Source organism: Flavobacterium sp. ov086 (genome assembly GCF_900187965.1).
In the GTDB taxonomy this organism is placed as follows: Bacteria; Bacteroidota; Bacteroidia; order Flavobacteriales; family Flavobacteriaceae; genus Flavobacterium.
Genome location: NZ_FZNL01000001.1, coordinates 341,188 through 357,175 on the forward strand (window position 1 = coordinate 341,188; position 15,988 = coordinate 357,175).

Sequence of the window (15,988 nt, forward strand, 5' to 3'; positions counted from 1 at the left end):
TGGGATTTTTTTATGATTTTAATCGTTCTTAAAGAACATCTTCACAAGTAAAAACCTCTTTTAGTCGCACGCCTTTCTCAGTATGCTCTACTGTGATAATTTGATTGTGTGCATCGTGTTCTAAAAACAAATAGAAATTCTGATCTGCTGCTGCATTCAGAAACTTTGATTTTTCGGGCATCGTCAACAAAGGACGCGTGTCATAACCCATAACATAGGGCAACGGAATATGTCCTGCTGTAGCCAATAAATCGGCACAAAAAACAATGGTTTTATCCTGATATTGAATATGCGGAATCATTTGTTTTTCGGTATGGCCATCAACATAATAAATCCCGAAATTTAATTCTTCAGAAAAACCAAAATCGCTTTCAGGTCTTTTAATAAAACTCAGTTGTCCGCTTTCCTGCATTGGTAAAATATTCTCAGATAAAAAAGAAGCTTTTTCGCGAGCATTAGGTTTTGTTGCCCATTCCCAATGATTTTCGTTACTCCAGTATTTGGCATTTTTAAAAGCTGGTTCGTAACCTGTTTTACCTGCGTTCCATTGTACACTTCCTCCACAATGATCAAAATGCAAATGCGTCATAAAAACATCTGTAATATCATCTCGGTGAAAACCATATTTTGCCAGTGATTTATCAATAGAATGAGATCCCCAAAGCGAATAATAACCAAAAAACTTCTCAGATTGTTTATCTCCCATTCCGGTGTCAATCAAAATCAGGCGATTTCCATCTTCAATAAGAAGACAACGAGCTGCAATATCAATTAAATTATTGGCATCAGCAGGATTAGTTTTGTTCCAGATTGTTTTGGGCACAACGCCAAACATTGCACCTCCGTCTAACTTAAAATTTCCGGATTCTATAGGGTAAAGCTTCATGAGTGTAAATTTCGAATAAGAAAACAAAGCTAGGAAATACAATCTCCTTATGCTAAATATTCTCAAATAATGTTTCTCCTGTACGTGTAAAATTGCCCACGGATTTTACTGATTTAACAGGTCAACGCAGATTATTTTAGTTTGAAACTTACACATTCACAGCTTTGTTAGAAATAAAAATACAGCAGGAATCCGTTAAATCAGTAAAATCTGTGGGCTAAAACATTGTTATTCCAACGTGATTGATGCGCTTCCCATTATTTCTTGTTTGTCGAAGAAGTTGACAAAATAGGTTCCTTTCGTAAATGGATTTTCATCTGAATTTAAAATTCCATAGACATTTATTGGTTTACCCTGAAAATCTACCGCTACAATAAAACTATAAACTAAAGCTTTGTCGTTCCCGAATTCAATTAATTTGTTCTCTCCCAAAACAGTATTTTTTTGATCCAGAACCTGAATATAAAAGATTTTTTTTCCTGTTTTAGCAACTGAATTTCCATTGACAAAAAAACTAACTTTAAGCTTTTTGGTACTTTTTGCTTTATCCGTTTCAAGTTCTTTTCCTGATTTTTTTTCCCTAAGAGCAATAACTTTAAAACTACTTAGTGACAATCTAGAAGCATCTTTTAAGGTAGATTCTAATTTTTTCTGTTTTGAAATCAAAGTGTCATTTTCAGCCTTTTGCATGTACATAACAACATTCTGGCTCTCAATTTCGGTTAATAAACTTTTATTTTGAGATTTTAGTTTTTTAACTTCTATGCCTTTAGACACTAATGAAGTATTCATATCTGAAAGCTGCTTTCTATAAATATGGATTTGTTCTACTGAAGGATTTTTAGAAACCTTAATAATCTCCATCAGATTTTCTATATTTTTCCTTTCCATTTCTAATTGTTGTGACAAGGCTGTTTTCTCAAGTATTGCCATATCATAAGCCAATTTCAGAGCCGTTAACGAATCTAAAATATTTTTCTGAGCGAGTATCTCCTGATTTGATTCGATGGCGCTCCGCCCTTTTGTTACATCTCTAATTTTCTCATCAATCTCATTTGGCACTCTACTAAAAATAAAGACTGTTGCACCTATTCCAAAAACAAAAAATACTGCTAAAAGTGCTTTTACCCACTTACTCTTGTACTGTTTCTTCATAATTACTCACAATTTTTTGCAAAAATACTATTATTTTACAAGTAAAGGCAGGTATAAATACGGTTTTTTAAATTTGAAAAAATGCAAAGCATTTAACAAATAAGACACAAAACAAAATAACTTCACTTTTTTGCCCTTAAAACATCAAAATAAGTTCTATCTATTTTAACATTTGTTATAATAATGCCAACCGTTATGGAAAAAGGTTTTTAAGTCGTATCTTTGCAGATAATTTCATTTCAACATTGAGGTACAGCACTTTAAAAAGTAACCATTGGATTACTTTTTAAGCAGCAATTTCAAATGAAAGCATAAAAACAAATACCATAAACAATGATAAAAGTTTCTGATACAGCCAAAAAGAAAATCATCGACTTAATGAAAGATGATGGTTTTGATGCCGCTATCGACTATGTAAGAGTAGGCGTAAAAAGTGGTGGATGCTCTGGTTTGTCATATGATTTAAAATTTGACAAAACCAAAGGCGACGACGATAAAATTTTTGTAGACAACGACATAACAATTGCAGTTGAAAAAAAATCATTCCTATATTTAGCCGGAACAATCTTAGAATTCTCTGGCGGATTAAACGGAAAAGGTTTTGTTTTTAACAACCCAAATGCAAGCAGAACTTGTGGTTGCGGAGAATCATTTTCGCTATAAATTAATAAAGAATACCAAGACTAATAAAGAGTAATTCTTTGAAATTTTTGACTAATTACATCTTTAAATCTTTACATCAAAAATGAGCAAATACACAGAAGACGATTTAAAAATCGAACTGGAAACAAAAGAATATGAGTACGGATTTTATACAAATATAGAATCTGAAACTTTCCCTATTGGCTTAAACGAAGATATCGTAAGAGCTATTTCTCTTAAAAAGGAAGAACCTGAATGGATGACCGATTGGCGTATTGAGGCTTTTCGTGCATGGAAAGAAATGATCGAGCCAGAATGGGCAAATGTTCATTATGAAAAACCGGATTTCCAAGCCATTTCTTATTATTCAGCTCCAAAACAAGTAGATCCAAGCAAAACTTTGGATGATGTAGATCCTGAACTTTTAGAAATGTACAAAAAGTTAGGTATCTCTGTCGATGAACAAAAAATGATGAACAATGTCGCTATGGATATTGTTGTCGATTCTGTTTCTGTGGCAACTACTTTCAAGAAAACATTGGGAGAAAAAGGAATTATTTTTTGTCCAATTTCAGAAGCTATAAAAGAACATCCTGAATTGGTTCGTAAATATCTAGGAACCGTTGTACCACAAAAAGACAACTTCTATGCAGCATTAAACTCAGCGGTTTTCTCTGACGGAAGTTTCTGTTATATTCCAAAAGGTGTTCGTTGCCCAATGGAACTTTCAACTTACTTTAGAATTAATCAGGCAGGAACAGGGCAATTCGAAAGAACTCTTGTAATTGCAGATGCTGGAAGCTACGTTTCATACCTTGAAGGTTGTACCGCTCCAAGTCGTGACGAAAATCAATTGCACGCAGCTGTAGTTGAATTAATCGCTTTGGACGATGCCGAAATTAAATATTCTACTGTTCAAAACTGGTATCCAGGAAATAAAGAAGGTAAAGGTGGGGTTTTTAATTTTGTAACCAAAAGAGGTTTATGCGAAACTAACGCTAAAATTTCATGGACACAAGTTGAAACAGGTTCAGCTGTAACCTGGAAATATCCATCTTGCGTATTAAAAGGAGATAACTCGGTAGGTGAATTTTATTCAATTGCCGTTACCAATAATTACCAACAAGCAGATACAGGAACTAAAATGATCCATTTAGGTAAAAATACTAAATCGACTATTATTTCTAAAGGTATCTCGGCTGGTAAATCACAAAACAGTTACCGTGGATTAGTGCAAATAAGTGCTCGAGCAGATAATGCAAGAAACTTTTCGCAATGTGATTCTCTTTTAATGGGGAACAATTGCGGAGCGCATACTTTCCCTTATATCGAAAGTAAAAATCCATCGGCAAAAATCGAGCACGAAGCAACTACAAGTAAAATTGGAGAAGATCAGGTATTTTATTGCAACCAAAGAGGTATCCCTACTGAAAAAGCGATTGCCTTAATTGTAAACGGTTTCAGTAAAGATGTCCTGAACAAATTACCAATGGAATTTGCTGTTGAAGCTCAAAAATTATTAGAGATTTCTTTAGAAGGATCTGTTGGATAATGGAAAGATGGAAAATAAGAAAGTCATCATTTTAGGTTCAGCCAGAAAAAACGGAAACACAACAAAAATTGTCGATGAAATTGTAAAAGAATCGGGAATTGATGTAATTGATTTAAGTGATTATAATATTTCTCATTATGATTACGAAAGCAAAAACAGAGAAGACGATTTTCTTCCTTTAATAAGAAGAATACTCGAAAAGTACGACACTTTAATTTTTGCAACGCCAGTATATTGGTATAATATGAGTGGAATTATGAAGGTTTTCTTTGATCGGATTTCGGATTTAATCCGAATTGAAAAAGAAACCGGAAGAAAACTTAGAGGAAAGAAAATTGGCGTGATATCAAATTCACACGACGATGAAATTGAAGATAGTTTTTATATTCCGTTCAAAAAATCAGCCGATTATTTAGGCATGGAATATTTAGGACATGCGCATTTTAATGCTAACGTTCTAAACCAAACAACAAAAATAGAATTGACATTTATATAAAAAATAAAAAAAACAATGTTATCAATAAAAAACCTTCACGCCGGAATTGGTGATAAAGAAATCCTTAAGGGAATTAATATAGAAGTTAAAGCTGGCGAAGTACACGCTATCATGGGGCCAAACGGTTCTGGAAAAAGTACACTTTCGGCTGTAATTGCCGGAAACGAAAACTACGAAGTTACAGACGGAGCAGTTTTCCTTGACGGAGAAGATCTTGCTGATCTTGCTCCTGAAGAAAGAGCACACAAAGGAGTTTTCCTTTCGTTTCAATATCCTGTAGAAATCCCTGGAGTTAGTGTAACTAACTTTATGAAAACTGCAATCAACGAAACTCGTAAAGCAAACGGTCAGGAAGAAATGCCTGCTAACGAAATGCTAAAAGTAATTCGTGAGAAATCTGAATTATTAGAAATAGATCGTAAATTTTTATCTCGTTCTTTAAACGAAGGTTTTTCCGGAGGAGAGAAAAAAAGAAACGAAATTTTTCAAATGGCAATGTTAGAACCAAAATTAGCAATCCTTGACGAAACCGATTCTGGTCTTGATATCGATGCTTTAAGAATTGTTGCCAACGGAGTTAACAAATTAAAAAGCGAGAAAAACGCCATTATCGTAATTACACACTACCAACGTTTGTTAGATTATATTGTTCCGGATTTCGTTCACGTTCTTTACAATGGAAAAATTGTAAAATCTGGTGGAAAAGAATTGGCTTACGAATTGGAAGAAAAAGGATACGACTGGATTAAAGCAGAGAACTAAATCAGTCTAAAGTCGCAAGTCTTAAAGTCAAAAGAAAATCATGAGTAGGTTTAATACTTTCGAGGAAATTAATTCTTGGAAAAAATCAAGAATCTTTAATAAAAGAATTTATTTGATTACTGAAAATCCTAATTTCAAAAAAGACTTTGATTTTGTTAGACAAATTAGAAGAGCATCGTTATCTATATCATCAAATATAGCAGAAGGTTTTGAAAGAAATACAGACAAAGAGTTTATTTACTTTTTATACGTAGCCAAAGCATCAGCAGGAGAAGTTAGATCTCAATTATATTTAGCATTTGATTTAGAATATATTATTAAAGAAGAATTTGAGATACTTTTAGAATCGGTAACAGAAATATCGAAATTATTAAGCGGTTTCATAAAATATTTGGAATCTAGTCGTAAAGTTTAAAGATCAAAAGTAAGATAACACACAAGTTTCAAACTTTAAGACTTTAAGACATTCGACTTTAAGACTAAACAAGAACAATGGATTTAAAAGAAAAATTAGTATCGTCTTTTATGGCTTTTGAAGAGCGTGTCGATGTACATTCAGATTTGCATGACATACGCACAAATGCCTTAAAAAACTTCGAAAATAAAGGTTTCCCAACCAAAAAAGAAGAAGCTTGGAAATATACATCGTTAAATGCCATCTTAAAAAATGACTTTACGGTTTTTCCTAAACAAGAAAATGCAATCGAATTTAACCACGTAAAAAAATACTTTTTACACGAAATCGACACTTATAAATTAGTTTTTATTGATGGTGTTTTCAGTTCGCATTTGTCTTCTACAACACATGACGGAATCGATGTTTGCTTGATGTCATCGGCATTAACCAAACCAAAATATAAAATGATTATTGATAAATACTTCAATCAAATTGCTAGTAAAGATGAAAGTTTGACTTCGTTAAACACTGCTTTTGCAAGTGAAGGAGCTTTTATCAATATTCCTCAAAAGAAAGTCGCTGACAAACCAATTGAGATCATGTATTTCTCAACAGGAAACGAAGCTGCATTATTGGTTCAGCCTAGAAATTTGATTATTGTTGGAGAAAATTCACATGTTCAAATTATTGAGCGTCACCAAAGTTTGAATGAAAATCCTGTTTTAACTAATTCGGTTACAGAGATTTTTGCTCAAAAACGCGCCATTGCTGACTACTACAAAATTCAAAATGACAATACAGGAGCAAATCTAATTGACAATACGTATGTTTCACAGCAACAGGAAAGTCATGTTTATGTACATACTTTTTCGTTTGGAGGAAATCTAACACGTAACAATTTGAACTTTTATCACTTTGGAGAAAGATTAACAAGTACGCTTAACGGAATTTCAATCTTAAACGATAACCAACACGTTGATCATTATACTTTGGTAAACCACGCAACACCAAATTGCGAGAGTTTCCAGGATTATAAAGGAATTTTCTCTGATCGCTCAACAGGAGTTTTCAACGGAAAAGTATTGGTAGAAAAAGAAGCTCAAAAAACAAATGCTTTCCAAAAAAGCAATAACATTTTATTGAGTGACAAAGCTACAATCAACGCAAAACCACAATTAGAAATTTTTGCTGATGACGTAAAATGTTCTCACGGTTGTACCGTAGGACAACTTGACGAAACAGCAATGTTCTACATGCAATCACGTGGTATTCCTAAAAAAGAAGCTAAAGCTTTATTGATGTATGCATTCTCAAATGCTGTTATCGAAAGCATCAAAATACCAGAATTAAAACAACGTATCACTAAAATCATCGCTACAAAATTAGGCGTTAATTTAGGATTCGATTTGTAATAGTTTAACCGCAAGGTTCGCTAAGATTTACGCAAAGTTCGCAAAGGTTTATTACAAAACTTTGCGAACTTTGCGCTTTTATACCTTGCGTTCTTTGAGGTTAAATTTGTTTTTGATAAAAGTTTTTAGCAAATTAAAATTACTATCAAAAAGAGGAGAATAAAAAAAGTTTATCGGTTTCTCTTCCAAAGTCGCTTTGAATATAATTTTCCCCATACCTATCTTCTCTATGTTCTTTAAATCAATTTTTATATCATCGAAATAAATAGCATTTTCATCAAATTCTATTGTTTTAAATTTCTTGAATCTTCTATTTAAAAAGAAACCCCACGAAGAAAGCAAGACACAAGAAATAATTGCGGAAACTTCCTGAATCAATATACTATATATCAAAAATCCCAATGAACCTATAAAAATTATTTTAAAAACTAAACGGTATAAAAAACTAATTTCATGATTTAACTTATGTTTCATACGAAATACTATTTCTTCACACTATCAATAACCCCCTTCAAAAACCCATTAAAATCAAATCCAGGTTCTTCTTCCTTCACTCCCATTCGCACAATTACCATATCTAAAGACGGAATAATCGCCACCATTTGACCTTGATAACCGCTGCAATAAAACATATCACGCGGAACATCAGGAAATTTTCCTCCGGCGTTTAGCCAAAATTGCGCACCATATTTTCCTTCAGAAGTATTTGTTGGAGTTGAAGTATATTTTACCCAACTTTCATCTAAGATTTGTTCGCCGTTCCAGTTTCCTTTATGGAGATACAATAACCCAAATTTCGACCAATCTCTTGGTGTTGCCCATCCGTAAGACGAACCCACAAAAGTTCCTGACATATCTTGTTCCACAATCATCGAATTCATTCCGATTTTATCAATTACTGCACTGTACCAAAAATCAAGATATTCTTGCTGCGTTTTAAACTGATTTCTTAAAATTCGGGATAATAAATTAGTTGTACCCGACGAATAATTCCAATGCGTGTTTGGCTTAAACTGAGCCGGTTTATCCATTTGTACTTTTCCCATATCTTCAGCCTGAAAAAGCATTTTTGTAGCATCGCAAATCGTACTGTAATTCTCTTCCCATTCTAAACCTGAATTCATGTGCAGTAAATCGTTTATAGTAATAATTTTACGATCATCTTTTTGCCATTCAGCAATTGGTGCCGGTTTATAAATGTCAATCTTTCCTTGTTTGGCTAAAACTCCAAAGGCAGAACTTGTGATACTTTTTGTCATCGACCAACCTAAAATTTTATTGTCTTTATTAAAACCGGTATCATATTTTTCAGCAATCAATTTATCTTTATACAAAACCACAACGGCGCGCGTACGTTTTGCTTTTCCTCCATCTTTATCAAACGAATTTTCAACAGCACTTTTCAACTTTGTGTAATCAACGTTTGAAAACAAAGTGTCTTTTGGCGCATTATTACCATAAGGAAAAGGAAGATTATTAACCAATTTCGTTCTTTTTGGAAGCAAATACGGCTTCGAAATATCAAAATCATCATTGATTAACGTTGCACCCAGACCTTCTCGATAAATAGCTTTTCGCTCTTTTAAACCATAAACATTAGAAATAGCAAATTTTCCAGCATCATCAATTGTATTGCTTGCCAAATCAATCATATCAATATCATTGTCCGTTTTTTCAATTAACTCTTTCGATCGATGATCTAAAAAATGTCCCGAAGCAACACTTTTAGCTGAAAAGCCGGAAATCAAATCAAGTTTTGGATATGTTGTAAATCCGAAATACAAAAATGCAAGAACTAAAACAAGTACAAGTAATTTGAGATATTTTTTCATATTGTTAAAAGATATTTTTACTGCAATATAAATAATTTATGCTCACGAATTTAGCATCAAATTCATATTTTAAATTCACATATTTCACTAAATACAATTAAATTATACAAAATCAATATCCAAAATTGTAATTGATGGTGTCATAAAAGGAAATTATAGTTTTGATGGAGAAACCAATTTAGTTTTAGTACTTTTGTAAATAGAATTTTTCTAAATAAGACATGTTAGACATCCAAAAAATAAGAGCTAATTTTCCGATACTTTCGGAAAAAGTAAACGGAAAACCTTTGGTTTATTTCGACAACGGAGCAACCTCACAAAAGCCTCAAATCGTGATTGATGCGATTGCAACATATTATCAGGAAATAAATGCCAATATTCATCGTGGCGTTCATACATTAAGTCAATTGGCAACTGATGCTTATGAGATTTCGAGAGTAAAAATCCAACATCATATCAATGCTAAATTTTCGCATGAAGTACTTTTTACTTCTGGAACAACATTCGGAATCAATTTAGTAACAAATGGTTTTGCTTCTATTTTAAAACCTGGTGACGAAGTTGTGGTTTCTTCTTTAGAACATCATAGCAATATTGTGCCATGGCAAATGTTGTGTGAGAGAACTGGAGCGACTCTAAAAGTTATTCCAATGAACGAAGAAGGCGAACTGATCATAGAAGCTTTTGATGCTCTGTTATCAGAAAAGACTAAAGTCGTAACCGTAAATCATATTTCGAACGCATTAGGAATCATTAATCCTATTAAATATATAATTGAAAAAGCGCATGCTGTTGGAGCTGCAGTTTTAATTGATGGTGCACAAGCTGTTCCGCATTTAAAACCGGATGTTCAGGATTTAGATTGTGATTTTTATGCTTTTTCAGGACATAAAATGTGTGGCCCAACCGGAACAGGGATTTTGTATGGAAAAGAAGAATGGTTAAACAAATTGCCTCCTTATCAAGGCGGCGGGGAAATGATTAAGGAAGTTACTTTCGAGAAAACTACTTACGCAGATCTTCCTCATAAATTTGAAGCCGGAACTCCAAATATCGCTGGCGGAATTGTTTTAGGAACTGCTGTTGATTATTTAAACAACATTGGTTTTGAAAATATTCAGAAGCAAGAAGAAGCATTGTTAGCACACGCCACAAAACGTTTGCTGGAAATCGAAGGCCTAAGAATTTACGGAACCGGAAAAAATAAAGCCTCTGTAGTTTCGTTTAATATTGACGGAATACATCCTTATGATATTGGTTCAATTATTGATAAATTAGGAATTGCCGTTAGAACCGGGCATCATTGTGCGCAACCTATTATGAACTTTTTCTGTATTCCGGGAACCATTCGTGCTTCGTTTTCTTTTTATAATACAATCGAAGAAATTGACGCAATGGTTGAAGCAGTTAAAAAGGCAAAAACCATGTTAAGCTAAAAAAAACTTTTTTTATGAGAATACTATCTTTATTGCTCTTGACGATTTTCATCGGGACAAGTTGCTCAAGCCAAAAAATAACCGACATGACAACTACACAAATGGAATATTCTGCGATGTCTCGCGGTCTTTACAAAAAGATAATTGTTGAAAATAAAACAGTTTCTGTTATTAATGGAAAAAATACAGAACCTGTAAAGAGCAAAATAAGTGATGCAAAATGGAAACAGATTGCAGCAGAATTTTCAAAAATTAATTTGGAGACTATTCCAACTTTAAAAGCGCCAACAGAAAAACGTTTCTATGATGGTGCTGCAATTGCAAATTTAAAGATAGTCCAGAATCAGAAAACATACGAGACTCAAGGTTTCGACAATGGTAATCCTCCAAAGGAAATAGAAAAATTGGTAAATTTGCTGCTGGCTTTTACGAAAGAATAATTATGACAATAAAAGAAATACAAAACGAAATAATAGACGAATTTTCGATGTTTGATGATTGGATGCAACGTTATGAGTACATCATCGAATTAGGAAAAAGTCTTCCGTTAATTAAAGAAGAATATAAAATTGACGAGAATTTAATTAAAGGCTGTCAATCTAAAGTTTGGCTACAAGGCGAACAAAACGAAGACAAAATTGTTTTCACGGCAGATAGTGATGCTATTTTAACAAAAGGAATTATTGCGATTTTAATTCGTACTTTCTCTAATCAAAAAGCAGCTGATATTATAAATGCCAACACTGAATTTATTGACGAAATTGGTTTAAAAGAACACTTATCAGCAACTCGTGCAAACGGATTGGTTTCAATGATAAAAAACATCAAAATGTACGCTTTGGCTTTTGACGCAAAAAATAAAAATTAAATTTCTTCTGTCACGAATTTCACGAATTAGCACGAATTTTTTAATTACGCAAAATACTTAATTCTGGAAATTTGTAAAATTCGTAGCGAAAAAATAAAAAACAAAAAAATGGGACAAGAAATAGACACAAACGAATTAGGAGAATCAATTGTAAAGGTTTTAAAAGGCATTTACGATCCGGAGATTCCTGTAGATATTTACGAATTAGGTTTAATTTATGACGTAATGGTAAATACTGATTACGAAGTAAAAATCCTGATGACATTAACATCTCCAAACTGTCCGGTTGCGGAAAGCTTACCAAGAGAAGTTGAAGAAAAAGTAAAAACAATTGAAAACATTAAAGATGTTGATGTTGAAATTACTTTTGATCCGCCTTGGAGTAAAGATTTAATGAGCGAAGAAGCAAAATTAGAATTAGGAATGCTTTAAAAAATATTCCAAGTTTCAGGTTTCAAGTTTCAGTAACTTGAAACCTGAAACTTGAAACTAAATTTCTTATGGAAGAAATCATAAATAAAGTTGCCAATAGTGCATTAGAAGTTTTCGATCTTGAGGATTATTATCCAAAAGGAATTCGTGTGCAAATTGACATTTCGCAATGGCTTTTGGAAGGTTTTTTATTAAAAGAAAAAGACTTTAGAGAGCACTTAAAAAATCACGATTGGTCGCAGTATCAAGATCAATACGTGGCAGTAAATTGCAGTACAGATGCTATAATTCCAGCTTGGGCTCTAATTTTAGTGGCAGTACAATTAGCTCCATTTGCAAAAAAAATAGTTAATGGAACGATAGAAGATTTGGACGGAAGTTTATACGAAGAAATTTTACCTACAATTGATTACTCGGCATACAAAAACAAACCTGTTATTGTAAAAGGGTGTTCCAGAAAACCTGTTCCAATGCGTGCTTACATTTTGGCTACAACTTATTTGCAACCATTTGCAAGAAGCATTATGTATGGCGAAGCGTGTTCTGCGGTTCCTTTATATAAAGAATCTAAGAAATAACTTTCTTTTCCATCCTGTAACTCTAAACTTTTTAACGGTTTTTTAGTATATTTGTTCTTACACATTTAAACTATACACCATGAGAAAGCTAACATTATTATTCTTTATTTTAGCAAACTTAACTTTTGTTCAAGCCCAAAATTCAGAAAAAGAATTAATTCAGAATACTGAAAAAGCTGTAAAGAAAATAAATGATACGATTGAAGGAGAAGGCTGGAAAGCAAAAGGAACCGTTTCTCTTTTATTAAATCAATCAAGTTTTAACAATTGGATTGCCGGAGGTGAAGATAGTTTTTCCGGAACTTTAGGAATCAATTACGATTTCAACTACAAAAAAGACGATCTTACGTGGGACAACAAAGTTCTGGCGTCATACGGACTTTTACAAACTAAAAACGCTGACTATGAAAAAAAGACCGATGACCGTTTGGAATTCAATTCAATCGTCGGAAAAAAAGCTTTTGGTCAATGGTATTACTCTTACTTTCTAAATTTCAGAACTCAGTTTTCAACCGGTTATCTGTATGGCAAGGATGAGAACGGGAAAGAAATCAGAACCGAAAATACAAAATTCATGTCTCCGGGTTATCTTACTACAGGTCCTGGTATTTATTGGACAAAAGATGATAATCTAAAAATAAACTTTGCGCCTTTAACTTCTAAATTTACTTTTGTAGATGGCGCTTATACGTCAGGAATCGATCAGGCAACTGGTTTACCTTATGTAGATGGAGCTTATTTTGGTGTAGACGCAAACAAAACTATGCGTTACGAGTTGGGTTTCTATGCCTCTGTTTATTACAAATTGGCCATTATGACCAATGTAACTGCCGAAAATACTTTGAATTTATATTCTAACTATTTAGAAGATCCCCAAAACGTAGACATCAATTATTCATTGAATATTATCATGAAAGTGAACAAATTTTTATCTGCCAATTTATCCTTTCAGGCAATATATGACGACAATGCTTTTCAGGGCTTCCAAACCAGAGAAGTATTTGGTTTAGGAGTTAATTTCGGATTTTAGTTTATATAAAAATTTACCGCAAAGAGCGCAAAGTTTTTTTTTAAAATCTTAGTTTTATAAGTAAAAAAAGTTCGCAAAGCTAAATCAATATACAGCTTTGCGAACTTTTCATTTTTTGAAGTTACTTTATATATAAAAATCTTAGCACTCTTTGCGGTAAAATTTTTATTTATTATTCCTCATCTTGTTCTTCTTCTTTTTCGATTGCATCCTTATAATCTGGATACAAAAATTTATTATAAGGGAATCTGGTTATGTGAATCTGACGAACAGCTTCATAAACTCTTTCTCTAAATTCCTCAAAATTTTCTTTATTTGTAGCTGAGATAAACAACGCATTATCCTCTCCTAAACGATGCATCCAGGTCGATTTCCATTCATCAAGTGTATAATGCCTTGGCGTTTTCTCAGTCATCAAATCATCCTCATCGATCGTCAGATGTTTGTAAGCATCAATTTTATTAAAAACCATTATAACCGGTTTTTCATGTGCTTTTATATCCTGCAAAGTCTGATTTACAGATTCTATATGATCTTCAAAATCAGGATGCGAAATATCTACAATATGCAACAATAAATCAGCTTCACGAACCTCATCCAATGTACTTTTGAAAGAATCTACCAATTGTGTTGGTAATTTTCTAATAAAACCTACAGTGTCTGAAAGCAAAAATGGCAAGTTCTTAATAACTACTTTTCGAACCGTTGTATCAAGAGTTGCAAACAACTTATTTTCAACAAAGACATCACTTTTTCCAACCGCGTTCATCAAAGTCGATTTCCCCACATTGGTATATCCAACAAGAGCCACACGAACCATTGCTCCGCGATTACTGCGTTGAACACCCATTTGTTTATCGATCGTTTTGATTTTATCTTTCAATAGCGAGATTCTGTCACGCACAATACGTCTATCGGTTTCGATCTCTGTTTCTCCAGGACCACGCATACCAATACCTCCTTTTTGACGTTCAAGGTGCGTCCATAAACCAGAAAGTCTCGGTAATAAATAGATACATTGTGCCAGCTCAACCTGAGTTCTTGCATAAGAAGTTTCGGCCCTTTGAGCAAAAATATCCAGAATCAAATTGGTTCTGTCTAAAATTTTACAATCAATAATTCTAGAAATATTTTTTTGCTGAGATGGCGATAATTCATCATCAAAAATTAAAGTCGATATGTCGTTTTCTTTTACAAAAAGATTGATTTCTTCTATTTTTCCCGTTCCCATAAAAGTTTTCGGGTTTGGACGTTCCATTTTTTGGGAAAAGCGCTTTATAACTTCACCACCAGCGGTAAATGTCAAAAACTCCAATTCATCCAGATATTCGTTAAGTTTTTCCTCACTTTGATTTTGAGTCACAATACCAACAATGGCAGTTCTTTCAAAATTTATAACTTCTTTTTCTAACATAGCTTTGAATAAGGTGCAAATTTAATGATTTGTAAGGTACTAACACTTATAGAATTTCTTTTTTAAGTTCTTATTGGCAATTTATCGTATTGCCTAAAAACAAAACCATCTAAAAATTAAGAATATTAAGAACTTAATCTCAATAAAATCTAATTTTTAGATGGTTTTAAATAAGTTTAAAAACAAAAAATTATTCGTAGATAAATGTTTTTTCAGTTTTCACGATTCCGTTTTCTTCAATTTGAGAACATGAGATCGGGAAGTTTAATTTGTTGTATTTGTATTTTCTGCTTACAGCAACTAAAGCTGTAGAGGATGGACTAAAGTTTACTTCGTTATTATAAGAGATCGCTTCGAAGCTAAATTCCTCTTCATGATACGAAATCATCGGTACAATTACTTTATAGTTATCTCCAAAAAGACTTTGAACGATTAGCTGATCGACAGATTTTTTATCGTCAAAAGTATAGGTTTTAGAAATTTTATCTCCAACCAAACCTTTATGTTTCACAACATTATCATTTGTGTAAACATATTCTATTTTTCCAATAATAGCTTTATTTCTGTCGCGTGAAGTACGTCTTACAATAATACCGTTTTCAACAATATATTCGATATCATCCACTAAATTCTGATGGTTTGTACTTTTTTTAGTGGTTACTTTTATTCTTGCTCCTTCATAAGCAAACGTCACAACTTTAGTAATATAATCAGGTCCTTCCTGATATTTTTTGACAAATTTTGTAATGTTATTATCAGCATCATAAGTGTAATTTACAACTTCTTTCCAGTCACTTCCAACTTTGTCTTTTACAGTCATATCCAATAATCCATTAGGATTGTAAAAGAAATGCTGAATAACATCTGAAGTAGTAATCGTCTGGATTTTTCCGTCTTTAAATACAACCGTTTTATTTACAATCTCACCATCTGTAGAATTCTGGTAATTTGTTTTTACGATATTAATTTGTTTTAGTCTAACCGGAGCATTTTGATCCTGACTATGCAACAAGCAAGGCAAAACCATCATCATGATGGCGATAAAGTAGGTTTTCATGTAGTATTTGTATTAGTTTGGGATGACCAAAATACAAAA

18 protein-coding genes are annotated in these 15,988 nt (G+C 32.8%); 12 read left to right on the top strand and 6 right to left on the bottom strand.

The genetic code is table 11. The annotated features are described in order from the left end of the window. Window positions 1-28: 28 nt before the first annotated feature. Window positions 29-886: an MBL fold metallo-hydrolase gene (locus tag CHB81_RS01455; RefSeq protein WP_089350105.1), complete on the bottom strand. Its 858-nt coding sequence runs from the start codon at window positions 884-886 to the stop codon at window positions 29-31. 228 nt (window positions 887-1,114) lie between these two features. After that, window positions 1,115-2,041 (bottom strand): hypothetical protein, encoded by a 927-nt coding sequence (locus CHB81_RS01460; protein ID WP_089350106.1) that lies wholly within the window; start codon window positions 2,039-2,041, stop codon window positions 1,115-1,117. A gap of 333 nt (window positions 2,042-2,374) precedes the next feature. Here CHB81_RS01460 and CHB81_RS01465 point away from each other — a divergent pair, with 333 nt between their 5' ends. The 6 genes from CHB81_RS01465 to sufD all read left to right on the top strand — a co-directional run bounded on the left by CHB81_RS01465 (window position 2,375) and on the right by sufD (window position 7,302). Then, on the top strand, window positions 2,375-2,704 hold the full coding sequence (locus CHB81_RS01465) for an iron-sulfur cluster assembly accessory protein (RefSeq protein ID WP_089350107.1): 330 nt from the start codon (window positions 2,375-2,377) through the stop codon (window positions 2,702-2,704). A gap of 82 nt (window positions 2,705-2,786) precedes the next feature. Then, window positions 2,787-4,235 (top strand): Fe-S cluster assembly protein SufB, encoded by a 1,449-nt coding sequence (gene sufB, locus CHB81_RS01470; protein WP_089350108.1) that lies wholly within the window; start codon window positions 2,787-2,789, stop codon window positions 4,233-4,235. 7 nt (window positions 4,236-4,242) lie between these two features. Beyond that, window positions 4,243-4,731, top strand: coding sequence for a flavodoxin family protein (locus tag CHB81_RS01475; protein ID WP_089350109.1), 489 nt, complete (start codon window positions 4,243-4,245; stop codon window positions 4,729-4,731). Window positions 4,732-4,746: 15 nt separating this feature from the next. Then, complete coding sequence (sufC, locus tag CHB81_RS01480; protein ID WP_089350110.1) at window positions 4,747-5,493, top strand: Fe-S cluster assembly ATPase SufC; 747 nt, start codon at window positions 4,747-4,749, stop codon at window positions 5,491-5,493. A 40-nt stretch (window positions 5,494-5,533) separates the two neighbouring features. Continuing rightward, window positions 5,534-5,908, top strand: coding sequence for a four helix bundle protein (locus CHB81_RS01485; protein WP_089350111.1), 375 nt, complete (start codon window positions 5,534-5,536; stop codon window positions 5,906-5,908). A gap of 77 nt (window positions 5,909-5,985) precedes the next feature. Then, a complete protein-coding gene (sufD, locus tag CHB81_RS01490; protein WP_089350112.1) occupies window positions 5,986-7,302 on the top strand; it encodes a Fe-S cluster assembly protein SufD in 1,317 nt (438 codons plus the stop codon). Between the two features lie 78 nt (window positions 7,303-7,380). Here sufD and CHB81_RS01495 read toward each other — a convergent pair whose 3' ends face one another. Both CHB81_RS01495 and CHB81_RS01500 read right to left on the bottom strand, forming a co-directional pair. Next, window positions 7,381-7,680 (bottom strand): hypothetical protein, encoded by a 300-nt coding sequence (locus tag CHB81_RS01495; protein WP_141130344.1) that lies wholly within the window; start codon window positions 7,678-7,680, stop codon window positions 7,381-7,383. A gap of 104 nt (window positions 7,681-7,784) precedes the next feature. After that, the gene (locus CHB81_RS01500; RefSeq protein WP_089350114.1) at window positions 7,785-9,134 is read right to left on the bottom strand and encodes a serine hydrolase; all 1,350 of its coding nucleotides are present in this window, start codon (window positions 9,132-9,134) and stop codon (window positions 7,785-7,787) included. A gap of 221 nt (window positions 9,135-9,355) precedes the next feature. On the opposite strand from CHB81_RS01500, the gene CHB81_RS01505 reads away from it, so the two are divergent. The 6 genes from CHB81_RS01505 to CHB81_RS01530 all read left to right on the top strand — a co-directional run bounded on the left by CHB81_RS01505 (window position 9,356) and on the right by CHB81_RS01530 (window position 13,478). After that, the gene (locus CHB81_RS01505) at window positions 9,356-10,570 is read left to right on the top strand and encodes an aminotransferase class V-fold PLP-dependent enzyme (protein ID WP_089350115.1); all 1,215 of its coding nucleotides are present in this window, start codon (window positions 9,356-9,358) and stop codon (window positions 10,568-10,570) included. A gap of 86 nt (window positions 10,571-10,656) precedes the next feature. Next, window positions 10,657-11,010 (top strand): hypothetical protein, encoded by a 354-nt coding sequence (locus CHB81_RS01510; protein ID WP_254920923.1) that lies wholly within the window; start codon window positions 10,657-10,659, stop codon window positions 11,008-11,010. 2 nt (window positions 11,011-11,012) lie between these two features. After that, a complete protein-coding gene (locus tag CHB81_RS01515; protein WP_089350117.1) occupies window positions 11,013-11,438 on the top strand; it encodes a SufE family protein in 426 nt (141 codons plus the stop codon). 108 nt (window positions 11,439-11,546) lie between these two features. Further along, a complete protein-coding gene (locus CHB81_RS01520) occupies window positions 11,547-11,870 on the top strand; it encodes an SUF system Fe-S cluster assembly protein (RefSeq protein ID WP_089350118.1) in 324 nt (107 codons plus the stop codon). A 68-nt stretch (window positions 11,871-11,938) separates the two neighbouring features. Next, window positions 11,939-12,448: a DUF2480 family protein gene (locus tag CHB81_RS01525; RefSeq protein ID WP_089350119.1), complete on the top strand. Its 510-nt coding sequence runs from the start codon at window positions 11,939-11,941 to the stop codon at window positions 12,446-12,448. Window positions 12,449-12,527: 79 nt separating this feature from the next. Beyond that, complete coding sequence (locus tag CHB81_RS01530) at window positions 12,528-13,478, top strand: DUF3078 domain-containing protein (protein WP_089350120.1); 951 nt, start codon at window positions 12,528-12,530, stop codon at window positions 13,476-13,478. Between the two features lie 172 nt (window positions 13,479-13,650). On the opposite strand, the gene hflX is transcribed toward CHB81_RS01530, so the two are convergent. Both hflX and CHB81_RS01540 read right to left on the bottom strand, forming a co-directional pair. Next, complete coding sequence (gene hflX, locus CHB81_RS01535; RefSeq protein ID WP_089350121.1) at window positions 13,651-14,892, bottom strand: GTPase HflX; 1,242 nt, start codon at window positions 14,890-14,892, stop codon at window positions 13,651-13,653. Between the two features lie 190 nt (window positions 14,893-15,082). Next, the gene (locus tag CHB81_RS01540; protein WP_089350122.1) at window positions 15,083-15,949 is read right to left on the bottom strand and encodes a hypothetical protein; all 867 of its coding nucleotides are present in this window, start codon (window positions 15,947-15,949) and stop codon (window positions 15,083-15,085) included. Between the last annotated feature and the right edge of the window lie 39 nt (window positions 15,950-15,988).

Coding starts and splice junctions, on each gene's coding strand:
- CHB81_RS01455 (WP_089350105.1), bottom strand. CDS start 886: ATGAAGCTTTACCCTATAGAATCCGGAAATTTTAAGTTAGACGGAGGT.
- CHB81_RS01460 (WP_089350106.1), bottom strand. CDS start 2,041: ATGAAGAAACAGTACAAGAGTAAGTGGGTAAAAGCACTTTTAGCAGTA.
- CHB81_RS01465 (WP_089350107.1), top strand. CDS start 2,375: ATGATAAAAGTTTCTGATACAGCCAAAAAGAAAATCATCGACTTAATG.
- sufB (WP_089350108.1), top strand. CDS start 2,787: ATGAGCAAATACACAGAAGACGATTTAAAAATCGAACTGGAAACAAAA.
- CHB81_RS01475 (WP_089350109.1), top strand. CDS start 4,243: ATGGAAAATAAGAAAGTCATCATTTTAGGTTCAGCCAGAAAAAACGGA.
- sufC (WP_089350110.1), top strand. CDS start 4,747: ATGTTATCAATAAAAAACCTTCACGCCGGAATTGGTGATAAAGAAATC.
- CHB81_RS01485 (WP_089350111.1), top strand. CDS start 5,534: ATGAGTAGGTTTAATACTTTCGAGGAAATTAATTCTTGGAAAAAATCA.
- sufD (WP_089350112.1), top strand. CDS start 5,986: ATGGATTTAAAAGAAAAATTAGTATCGTCTTTTATGGCTTTTGAAGAG.
- CHB81_RS01500 (WP_089350114.1), bottom strand. CDS start 9,134: ATGAAAAAATATCTCAAATTACTTGTACTTGTTTTAGTTCTTGCATTT.
- CHB81_RS01505 (WP_089350115.1), top strand. CDS start 9,356: ATGTTAGACATCCAAAAAATAAGAGCTAATTTTCCGATACTTTCGGAA.
- CHB81_RS01510 (WP_254920923.1), top strand. CDS start 10,657: ATGACAACTACACAAATGGAATATTCTGCGATGTCTCGCGGTCTTTAC.
- CHB81_RS01515 (WP_089350117.1), top strand. CDS start 11,013: ATGACAATAAAAGAAATACAAAACGAAATAATAGACGAATTTTCGATG.
- CHB81_RS01520 (WP_089350118.1), top strand. CDS start 11,547: ATGGGACAAGAAATAGACACAAACGAATTAGGAGAATCAATTGTAAAG.
- CHB81_RS01525 (WP_089350119.1), top strand. CDS start 11,939: ATGGAAGAAATCATAAATAAAGTTGCCAATAGTGCATTAGAAGTTTTC.
- CHB81_RS01530 (WP_089350120.1), top strand. CDS start 12,528: ATGAGAAAGCTAACATTATTATTCTTTATTTTAGCAAACTTAACTTTT.
- hflX (WP_089350121.1), bottom strand. CDS start 14,892: ATGTTAGAAAAAGAAGTTATAAATTTTGAAAGAACTGCCATTGTTGGT.
- CHB81_RS01540 (WP_089350122.1), bottom strand. CDS start 15,949: ATGAAAACCTACTTTATCGCCATCATGATGATGGTTTTGCCTTGCTTG.